Below are 9,207 nucleotides of genomic sequence, written 5' to 3'. Positions count from 1 at the left end.
CACGGAATCGTCGGGCCCTTCACACCGCCGGAGACCGCGCTGACGATCGCCAAACATACAGGCTGTTTTGTGTCCACGGAACAGGTTGTCCGGACATTCCCGGCGCAGCCCCCGGGTCCGGTACCCCGGGGGCCCGTTGCGCGGAACGCCCTGCTAAGGTCGCGTTCGTCCGACACGGGGTGCTCCGCGCGCGCGGGGCTGAGATCACACCCGTAGAACCTGCATCAGGTAATGCTGACGAAGGGATGTCCCGGCATGTCTGTGCCTGTCGACGTTTCGCCTCTTGTTTCCACCGACCGCTTCACCGATCGGATGTGGCAGCACACCGAGACGCTGCGCCGGTCGATCGACGACCTCGAATTCCTCCACCGCCTGGGCGACGGAACGCTGCCGCTCGACGCCTTCCGCTTCTACATCGAGCAGGACGCGCTGTACCTCGCCGGGTACGCCAAGGCCCTCGCGCTGTTGTCCGCCAAGTCCCCGGATCCGGCAACCGCCGCGTTCTGGGCGACCAGTGCCGCCACGGCGGCCACCGAGGAGTCGGCGCTGCACAAGAGCCTGCTCACCGGCGGGGTTCTGCCGCCCGGTGAGGCCGCGCCCGCCCACTCCCCCGCCTGCCTCGGGTACGTCTCCTATCTCACGGCGACCGTCGCCACCGAGCCGTACGCGGTCGGTGCTGCGGCCGTGCTGCCGTGTTTCTGGATCTACGCCGAAGTGGGCCGCGACCTCGCCGCCCGCGCCTCCGGGGTCCTCGCCACCGACCCGCAGCACCCGTACGCGCAGTGGGTGACCACCTACGACGCCCCCGAATTCCACGCCGCGGTCGCGACCGCCCGCGAACTGGTCGACGCCGCGGCGGTCGCCGCCACCGACGCCGACCGTGCCGCGATGCTCGACGCGTTCACCGTCGCGACCCGCTACGAGCTGATGTTCTGGGACACCGCGCTGCACCGGCAGGAATGGCCGGAATCGTGACTCTCCGCCGCCTCACCGCCCTGCTGGTCGCGATCGTCGCGATCGCCCTGGTCCCCGCCTGTTCCTCGTCCGAATCGGACGACACGATCCGCTTCGCACTGGACTGGACGCCGAACACCAACCACACCGGCCTGTACGTGGCGATGCAGGAGGGTTTGTTCGACGAGGCCGGTCTCGACGTGGAGATCCTGCCGTACAACAACACGACCCCGGATACCCTCGTCGACGCGGGCAACGCCGAGTTCGGCATCTCCACCCAGGGGATGACGACCTTCGCCCGCGCCGCCGGATCGCACACCGTCTCGGTGCTCGCCCCGCTGCAGCACTGGGCGACCGGCATCGCCGTCAAGGCGGACCGCGCCGATCTCGCGCGGCCGAGAGACCTCGACGGTCACATCTACGCCGGGTTCGGCGATCCCGGCGACGAGGAGACGCTGCGTCAGGTCATCCGCAACGACGGTGGCCGCGGCGAGTTCACGTCCGTCATCCTCGGCACGTCCGCGTACGAGGCGGTGTACTCGGGAACCGCGGACTTCACCGCGTCCTATCTCGCGTGGGAGGGCATCGAGGCCGAACATCGCGGCCTGCCGATGCGCTACTTCTCGTACACCGACTACGGGTTCCCCGACGCCTACGCCATCGTGATCAGCGGCAACGAGGACTGGCTGGCCGAACACCCGGAGCAGGCACGCGCGTTCGTGCAGGCCGTTCAGCGCGGCTACGAGATCGCCGCCGAGGATCCCGAGCGCGCCGCCCGGGACCTCATCGACGCCAACCCGGGGGCCTTCGAGGACGAAGCGCTCGTCTTCGAGAGCCAGCGCATGCTCTCGGCGGACCAGCTGCGCGACGAGAACGGGAACGTGGGCACCCAGACCCTCGAACGCTGGACCGGCTACTCGCGGTTCCTGTACGAGAAGGGTCTGCTCGCCGGACCCGACGGCCGGCCGCTGACCGAGGAGCCGGACTGGTCCACCTACTTCACCGATGACTACCTCACGTCCTGACCCGTCGTCACCGCGCTGGGTCCGCATCGCCGCCCCCGCCGCGGTGGTCGTGCTCGCGCTCGTCGCGCTCTGGCAGCTGTACGTGACGGTCTCCGGGATCCGCCCGCAGGTGCTGCCCTCCCCCGCCCGGGTGCTCGGGCAGGGGTGGGCGCACCGCGACGACCTGGCCGCCCACACGTGGTCGACGTTGCAGGTGACGATCATCGGGTTCGCGGTGTCCCTCGTGGTTGCGTGGGCCCTGTCGATCGTCGTGGACTTCTCGCCGTGGCTGCGCCGCGCGCTGGTGCCACTGTTCGTGGTGTCGCAGACCCTGCCGATCATCGCGATCGCCCCGCTGATGATCATCTGGTTCGGTTTCGGGTTGCTGCCGAAGGTCCTGGTGATCGCGCTGGCGACGTTCTTCCCCATGGCGATCGGGCTGATCGAGGGGTTCGCCGCCGCGGACCGGGAGGCCGGGGCGTTGCTGCGCAGCATGGGCGCGTCCCGCGGCCAGGTGTTCCGGTACGTGCGCCTGCCGTCGGCGCTGCCGCGGTTCTTCACGGCGCTGCGCATCGGCATCACCTACGCGGTGGTCGGCGCGGTGTTCGCCGAGTACGTGGGGGCCACGTCGGGGCTGGGCATCTACATGAGCACCCAGAAGAACTCGTTCCGCACCGATCTGGTGCTCGCCGCGGTGCTCGTCACCGCCGCCCTGTCGCTGGCGCTGTATCTGCTCACCTACCTGGTCGAGCGGATCGTCGCGCCCTGGGCCCTGTCCACGGGGAGCCGCAGATGACCGCCGTGACCGTCTCCGCGGTGCACCGTTCCTTCGCGGACCGCGCGGTGCTCGACGGCATCGACTTCGACGTCGCCGGGGGCGAGTTCGTGTCGGTGATCGGACCGAGCGGCTCCGGCAAGTCCACGCTGTTCGGGCTGATCGCCGGCCTCGACACCCCCGACACCGGCACCGTCACCGTCGGCGGCGCACCGGCCGCGCCCGGCCGGGCCGCGTTGATGCCGCAGAAGGACCTGCTGTTCCCGTGGCGCAGCGTCGTCGACAACTGCGCGCTCGGCCTCGAGGTCCAGGGGATCCCGCGCGCCGAAGCCCGGGCGCGTGCCGCGAAGCTGTTCCCCGCGTTCGGGCTGGCCGGGTTCGAGAATGCGCGTCCGGGGGAACTGTCCGGCGGGATGCGCCAACGGGCGGCGCTGGCACGCACGGTCGTGCAGGGCCGCGACGTCGTGCTCCTCGACGAGCCGTTCGGCGCGCTGGATTCGCTGACCCGCACCGACATGCAGCTGTGGTTGCAGGACGTGTGGATGCGGGACCGCTGGACCGTGCTGATGATCACGCACGACGTGCGCGAGGCGGTGTTGCTGTCCGATCGGGTGCTCGTGCTCTCCCCGCGCCCGGCGCGGATCCGGCACGAGGTGCGGGTCCCGCTGCCGCGGCCGCGCACGCTCGAGACCCTCACCGACCCGGAATTCGTGGCGCTGGAACGCGAACTCGTCGACATCCTCCACACGAAGTGAAGGTCACGACGCAACCTTCGGCCGACCGATGAACCGGCTCGAACGAATACCGAAGTGCGCCGGTCGGACTCTTCCCCTCGCGAGGAATCAACGATGCCTGACAAGGAACGGACGGAGAACGACCACATCGTCCGCAGGCGCGAAAGTGACTGCGTCGATTCCCGATTCCGCGAAGGTGACCCGGATTTCGCGAGCATGAGGTGCTTCGTCTTGTTGTCGCTCGACAGTCGTTTCGACCAGATAGCTGCGCCGGTACATTCGCCCCGCCTGCTCCCAGGTGTCCACCTCGACGAGGATCGGCCCCTCGCTGGCGAACCCCGGCAGGTCTGCCGCTTTGATGGACGCGGTTACGATGCTGGTGGGCGCCTGCTGGATGGCAGAAGACATGGCGGCCGTCCTTCCCTTCGGTCGAGGGCGTGACACTGCACCACGCTCGGTGGCTGTCACAGCGACTCTACTCGCGGACGATGCGGTAGACCTGCACTCGGTGTCACGGTCGTGGATCGGCGAGCCGACAGGGCGCACGTCGCGCTCGTCAACTCGGTGAGCGCGCGGAATGCGGTCCCCGTCGATGGTTGCGGTGGTGTTCCTCGACCCTCGACCTGATCCACCCATTTCTGTTGTGCCTCAGCCATCTTCGCAACATGGCTGCGGGCAGCGGACCGTGTCCGGGACGGCTGCAACGACCGACTTCCGGATTCAGCTCGCCGCAGGGGCCGGGCTGTCGGGGTGAGGCAGTGTGGCGACGAGGCCGGCGATCAGAATGTCGAGGCCGCGTTCGAGTTCCGCAGCACCGTCGTACGACGCCAGTACGGGTGCGAGGCTGCGCAGGAGCGGGAACTCGCCGATCGGCAGGCGATGCAGGCCCAGGCGCAGCAGGTCTTCGTGCTCGTCGGGTCGTTCGACGAGTTCCTGGAGTTCGTTCAGGACGTGACCGTAGAGGAAGCCGAAGAGCGGCCGGTAGACGTGCAGGGCGTCGGTCGCCGTGAAACCGGCCCGGGTGAGCAGGGTGAGGATGTCTTCGAGCGGACGCAGTGTTCCCCGGGGCCGCAATCCGAGGGGCGTCTCGAGGGGCCGGGTGACCAGCAGTGGGACCACGTGGGGATGCTCGAGCGCCAACCGGCGGAAGTTCCGGGCGACCTCCCGGAGTTGGCTTGTCCAATCTCCCTCGTCGGTGCCGACCCGGAGTTGTTCGAGAACGCTCTCGGCGACGGCGTCGAGGAGAGCGGCTTTGTTCGGGGCGTGACGGTAGAGGGTCATCGGGTCACGGCCGAGGACCTTGCCCAGCCGGCGCATGGACAACGCATCGACGCCGTCGCGGTCGACGATCTCGAGTGCCGCAGCGACGATTCGCTGCTGGGTGATCGGGCTACGTTCCGGGCCTGGATCACCGCCTGAGCTGCGCGGGGGACGAGCGGGAGATTCGGCCATCGGAACCCTTCCTTCACTCACTGTCCTCCACCGTAGACCTCTGCCGTAGACCTTGTGTGTAGGTCTACAGTGTTGACACCTCGGCGGCGGCGGCGTTGACTGGTCCTACAACGTGGACCTCGGGCAGCGGTCACGATCATCGTCTTCGGGAACGTCCTTCCCGCCGGTCGCTCTCGCCGCCCCGCACCCGGGGTTTCCGGGTGAGGTCGGAACCTGGAGCACACCATGGCCATCTCCGACATCAAGGAGTACGCCCACCTCGCCGCCGAGGACGTCGAGTCGCTCAGCGACGAGCTGACCGGCATCCGCCGCAGTGTCATCGAGTCGCTCGGCGCCGCCGACGCCGCCTACATCCGCCGCACCATCGCCTTCCAGCGGATACTGGATGCCGCTGCGCGGCTGGTGATCCACGGCAGCAGGAGCCTGCCGGGCTGGATCCTCGGGACGGCAGCGCTCGGCGTGGCCAAGAGCGTCGAGAACATGGAGATCGGCCACAACGTCTCCCACGGCCAGTGGGACTGGATGAACGACCCGGAAATCCACTCCAGCACCTGGGAATGGGACATGGCAGGCCCCTCGTCGCAGTGGCGCTACTCCCACAACTACCGCCACCACGTGTTCAGCAACGTCGTCGGACTGGACGACGACCTCGGCTACGACGTCTTCCGCATCACCCGCGACCAGCCGTGGAAGCCCGTACATCTCCTGCAGCCGCTGCAGAACCTGTTGCTGGCAGCCACGTTCGAATGGGGCATCGCTCTGCACGACGTACACGCCGAACAGAACCTTGCCGGTGCCGGGAAATCCGACCGCTTTCGAGTGCTGATCCGGAAGGTCGCCCGCCAGACGGGCAAGGACTACCTGCTCTTTCCCGCCCTCACCGGACGCCGCTGGCGGCGAACACTGACGGCGAACCTGACCGCGAATCTGCTGCGGAACGTGTGGGCGTACGTGGTGATCTTCTGCGGGCACTTCCCCGACGGCGCCGAGAAGTTCACCCTCGCCGAATTCGAGAACGAGACGAAGGCCGAATGGTATCTGCGGCAGATGCTCGGCACGGCCAACTTTCGGGCCGGCCCGGTGATGGCATTCCTGAGCGGCAATCTCTGCTACCAGATCGAGCACCACCTCTTCCCCGATATCCCGAGCAACCGCTATGCGGAAATCTCCACCAAGGTGAAAGCACTGTGCGACAAGTACGACCTGCCCTACACCACCGGCCCCCTTGCACGGCAGTACCTGCTGACGTTGCGCACCATCCACAAGCTCGCACTGCCCGACCGATTCCTGCGAGCGACCGCCGACGATGCCCCGGAGACGGCCTCCGAACTGAAGTTCCGCGCCTCGTGTGAGACCGGCGTCGAGTTTCCGGCTTCCCGCACCGGGCTGCGGACAGCCCTGCGAAACCTGTCCGGGCATCGTCGCACCTGCTGACGGAGAACTCCCCTCCTCGGGCAGCTCGCCGGCGTAGTACCTTGCCGTCGACGACCGCTCGTTCGGCAGGTCGCGATACTCCCGTCGGGCCGCAGGAACTCTTCGACCCTCCGGCCTCCCGTCACGACAATTGCAGTGCCGCTTCGAGTTCCACGAGCGACTCGTCCAGGTGCACCAGGATCCGCTGCAGGCTCGGAACCGCACGGCGCCCGCCCACGACACCGAAGTCGACGGACTTCTCGGTGTTCGTCACCGTGATGTTCAACGCCAGACCGTCCATGACTATCGAGGTCGGATAGATCCCCTCGAGATGGGATCCCATCCAGTACAACGGATTCCGAGGACCCGGTACGTTGGAGATGACGATGTTGAACGGTGGCGGGGTCAGCCGGACGAACCCGGGAACCGGAGCCAGGCCGAGCGGCGAGATGATGAACCCGGACCACGCGAGCGCCTGCAGTGCGGTCATGTCACCGAACAGCGACTTGCCCTGGCTCATGGAGTCGGAGATCACGGAGAGCCGATCGAGCGGGTCCGCGCGGTCGGTGCCGAGATTGCACAACGTCACCCCGACGCTGTTGCCGCCGTCGCCCGGCCGATCCTTGGGACGCAGCGACACCGGAACCATCGCGATCAGCGGATCATCCGGCAGCGCATCGTGTTCGAGCAGATATGCCCGCAACGCACCGGCGCACATCGCCAGGACCACATCGTTGCCCGATACGTCCGCGGCGCGGCGCACGCGGGCGAGTCGCTCGCGATCCCAGGATTGCGCAGCGAACCGTCGCGCACCTCCGATCGGCACGTTGAACATCGTGCGGGGCGCCTCGTACGGCAGTGCGACCTTGCGCGGACCGACGGCGAGCCGCCCGATCCGCACTGCGGCCGGAACAGCATCGGCGACATCACCGGCCAGCGACCGCGCCGTCCCGAGCAACGCTCCGGCCGTCCCGAGCAACGATCCGGACGGCGCAGCGCCGTCGCTGCCGGCTCGGTCCGGGCGCGGCAGGTGCCACGGGGCGATCGGCTCGGCGAGATCCGGGTCGGGGCTCAGGGTGCGCTGCAGCAACCGCAGCGCCGACACCCCGTCGACCAGCGAATGGTGGATTTTCGAGTACCACGCGAACCGTCCACCCTCGAGCCCTTCGATCAGGTACATCTCCCACAGTGGCCGGTGCCGGTCCAGCAGGGTGCCGTGTAATCGCGAGACGAGGGCGAACAGTTCCCGGAACCGGCCGGGAGCAGGCAGTGCCGAGTGCCGCACGTGGTATTCGAGGTCGACGTCGCGGTCCTCGGACCACCACACGTGCCCGAGCGTCGAAACCGGATCGCCGGGACGTCGGCGGAACAGCGGGTCGATGTCGGTGACGCCGATCATGCGGGCGTACAGATCGGCGACGTAATCCGGTCCGGCATCCGCGGGCGGAGTGAACAACTGGACCGATCCGACGTGCATCGGGTGTTCGCGGGTCTCGGCGAACAGGAATATCGAATCCGTAACGGACATGATTCCCACCTGCGGTGCCCCTTTCGCGAGGATCTCTATCCAGTTACGAACCTGCCGACCATGTTACGTCGGTCGTACCCTCGGGTATCCGGAGTTCAGCAAGCATTCACTGGGGAAGGGGCGAGCGAAAGCAGCGACGAGGAGGCCGCGCATGAACACCGCACTGGCACGTACAGCCCTGTCCACCGCAGCCCTGTCCACCGCAGCCCCGATCGCGCTCGTGAGCACCCCCGTGCTGGTGCGCGAATTCGCCGGGATCAGCACCGCGTCCCGCCTGCTGTCGGCGTCGGTGCGCCGGACCGTTCGCCCCGCCATCGATGCGTGGGCGCTGGCACCGAACCTTCCGTGGCCGACCACCCTCGTCGAGCGGCTCGCGTTTCCGCTCGCCCAGGTGCCCGGCACGCGGCGGTGGCCGGTGAAGCTGCCGACCTGTCCGGCCGAATACCTCACCGGGCCCGGCGTCGACACGGCGGTACCGGGTGGGCAGACCACCATCCTGTATCTGCACGGCGGCGCATTCCTGTGCTGCGGGTTGGGCACCCACCGGCAGATGGTGTCGCGGATCTCCGCGGCCACCGGCGCCCCGGTGCTCAACGTCGGCTACCGGATGCTGCGCGGACACCCGATCCGCCACTCCGTCGAGGACGGGGTCGCCGGGCTGCGATGGCTCCTCGCTCAGGGTGTCCCTATCGAACGCATCGTGATCGCGGGCGATTCCGCGGGGGGATTCCTCTCGTTCGCGGTGGCGCTCGAGTCGCTGCGGCTGGGCCTGGGCCGGCCCGCGGGCATCGTCGCGCTGTCACCGCTGACCGACCTCGATCCGCACGGCAAACTCGACCACCCGAATTCGCGGCACTGCGCGCTGTTTCCGCGCCGGGCCGTTCCCGCCCTGGCCTCCCTCATCGAGCGGGTCGACACGGCCCGCGGCGCCGGCCACGAACCTGTCGGCTCACCCGTCGATGCCGACCTGAGGGGTATGCCGCCCACTCTGATCCAGACCGGTTCGCACGAGATGACATTCGCCGACGCCGAGCTGATGGCGCACCGACTCGGCGCCGCAGGGGTGCCGTGTGAACTGCAGATCTGGGAACGTCAGGTGCACGTGTTCCAGGCCGCATCGGCCGTGGTGCCCGAGGGCGCTCGCGCGGTCGCCGAGATCGGTTCCTTTGTCCGGGCCCTCGACGTGAGCGCCACCCGGAACCAGGCCGGGTGATCCACGCGTTCGGCCACGTGGCCCAACCGCCCGCCGATTGCCGGATGTGACGCGCGTCGTCGAAACACGCGGGACGCGTGTCGAATCCACGTGCACCGGCTGTCCGCTCTGTACTGTTCGTCTCGGCAACCGCC

9 protein-coding genes and 1 riboswitch are annotated in these 9,207 nt (G+C 68.3%); of the genes, 6 read left to right on the top strand and 3 right to left on the bottom strand.

The genetic code is table 11. The annotated features are described in order from the left end of the window. Window positions 1–165 precede the first annotated feature (165 nt). A riboswitch (TPP riboswitch) is annotated at window positions 166–263 on the top strand. The 4 genes from ACWDTS_RS09290 to ACWDTS_RS09275 all read left to right on the top strand — a co-directional run bounded on the left by ACWDTS_RS09290 (window position 256) and on the right by ACWDTS_RS09275 (window position 3,488). Continuing rightward, entirely contained in the window at window positions 256–975 is a 720-nt protein-coding gene (locus ACWDTS_RS09290) for a TenA family protein (protein WP_197250188.1), read from the top strand. (Overlaps the previous riboswitch by 8 nt.) Then, window positions 960–1,979 carry an ABC transporter substrate-binding protein gene (locus ACWDTS_RS09285; RefSeq protein ID WP_450109842.1) on the top strand — a complete coding sequence of 340 codons (1,020 nt, stop codon included), beginning with the start codon at window positions 960–962 and terminating at the stop codon, window positions 1,977–1,979. The genes ACWDTS_RS09290 and ACWDTS_RS09285 overlap by 16 nt, the downstream gene beginning before the upstream one ends. Continuing rightward, window positions 1,960–2,754: an ABC transporter permease gene (locus ACWDTS_RS09280; protein ID WP_450118019.1), complete on the top strand. Its 795-nt coding sequence runs from the start codon at window positions 1,960–1,962 to the stop codon at window positions 2,752–2,754. The genes ACWDTS_RS09285 and ACWDTS_RS09280 overlap by 20 nt, the downstream gene beginning before the upstream one ends. Further along, entirely contained in the window at window positions 2,751–3,488 is a 738-nt protein-coding gene (locus tag ACWDTS_RS09275) for an ABC transporter ATP-binding protein (protein ID WP_197250185.1), read from the top strand. The genes ACWDTS_RS09280 and ACWDTS_RS09275 overlap by 4 nt, the downstream gene beginning before the upstream one ends. An 87-nt stretch (window positions 3,489–3,575) precedes the next feature. Here ACWDTS_RS09275 and ACWDTS_RS09270 read toward each other — a convergent pair whose 3' ends face one another. Continuing rightward, window positions 3,576–3,875 carry a hypothetical protein gene (locus tag ACWDTS_RS09270; protein ID WP_450109841.1) on the bottom strand — a complete coding sequence of 100 codons (300 nt, stop codon included), beginning with the start codon at window positions 3,873–3,875 and terminating at the stop codon, window positions 3,576–3,578. Window positions 3,876–4,187: 312 nt separating this feature from the next. After that, window positions 4,188–4,919, bottom strand: a complete 732-nt coding sequence (locus ACWDTS_RS09265; protein WP_450118018.1) for a TetR/AcrR family transcriptional regulator C-terminal domain-containing protein — start codon at window positions 4,917–4,919, stop codon at window positions 4,188–4,190. A 225-nt stretch (window positions 4,920–5,144) separates the two neighbouring features. Between ACWDTS_RS09265 and ACWDTS_RS09260 the strand changes: the two genes are divergently transcribed. Beyond that, window positions 5,145–6,353, top strand: a complete 1,209-nt coding sequence (locus tag ACWDTS_RS09260; RefSeq protein ID WP_197250183.1) for a fatty acid desaturase family protein — start codon at window positions 5,145–5,147, stop codon at window positions 6,351–6,353. A 121-nt stretch (window positions 6,354–6,474) separates the two neighbouring features. Here the strand turns inward: ACWDTS_RS09260 and ACWDTS_RS09255 are convergent, their stop codons facing one another. Further along, on the bottom strand, window positions 6,475–7,860 hold the full coding sequence (locus ACWDTS_RS09255; RefSeq protein ID WP_197250182.1) for a WS/DGAT/MGAT family O-acyltransferase: 1,386 nt from the start codon (window positions 7,858–7,860) through the stop codon (window positions 6,475–6,477). A gap of 151 nt (window positions 7,861–8,011) precedes the next feature. Here ACWDTS_RS09255 and ACWDTS_RS09250 point away from each other — a divergent pair, with 151 nt between their 5' ends. Next, a complete protein-coding gene (locus ACWDTS_RS09250) occupies window positions 8,012–9,073 on the top strand; it encodes an alpha/beta hydrolase (protein WP_197250181.1) in 1,062 nt (353 codons plus the stop codon). The last annotated feature ends 134 nt before the right edge of the window (window positions 9,074–9,207 follow it).

Source organism: Rhodococcus sp. NPDC003383, assembly GCF_053589115.1.
The sequence above is the reverse complement of the archived record's forward strand: the minus strand, read 5'-3'. Positions and strand labels throughout refer to the sequence as shown.

Coding starts and splice junctions, on each gene's coding strand:
- ACWDTS_RS09290 (WP_197250188.1), top strand. CDS start 256: ATGTCTGTGCCTGTCGACGTTTCGCCTCTTGTTTCCACCGACCGCTTC.
- ACWDTS_RS09285 (WP_450109842.1), top strand. CDS start 960: ATGGCCGGAATCGTGACTCTCCGCCGCCTCACCGCCCTGCTGGTCGCG.
- ACWDTS_RS09280 (WP_450118019.1), top strand. CDS start 1,960: ATGACTACCTCACGTCCTGACCCGTCGTCACCGCGCTGGGTCCGCATC.
- ACWDTS_RS09275 (WP_197250185.1), top strand. CDS start 2,751: ATGACCGCCGTGACCGTCTCCGCGGTGCACCGTTCCTTCGCGGACCGC.
- ACWDTS_RS09270 (WP_450109841.1), bottom strand. CDS start 3,875: ATGTCTTCTGCCATCCAGCAGGCGCCCACCAGCATCGTAACCGCGTCC.
- ACWDTS_RS09265 (WP_450118018.1), bottom strand. CDS start 4,919: ATGGCCGAATCTCCCGCTCGTCCCCCGCGCAGCTCAGGCGGTGATCCA.
- ACWDTS_RS09260 (WP_197250183.1), top strand. CDS start 5,145: ATGGCCATCTCCGACATCAAGGAGTACGCCCACCTCGCCGCCGAGGAC.
- ACWDTS_RS09255 (WP_197250182.1), bottom strand. CDS start 7,860: ATGTCCGTTACGGATTCGATATTCCTGTTCGCCGAGACCCGCGAACAC.
- ACWDTS_RS09250 (WP_197250181.1), top strand. CDS start 8,012: ATGAACACCGCACTGGCACGTACAGCCCTGTCCACCGCAGCCCTGTCC.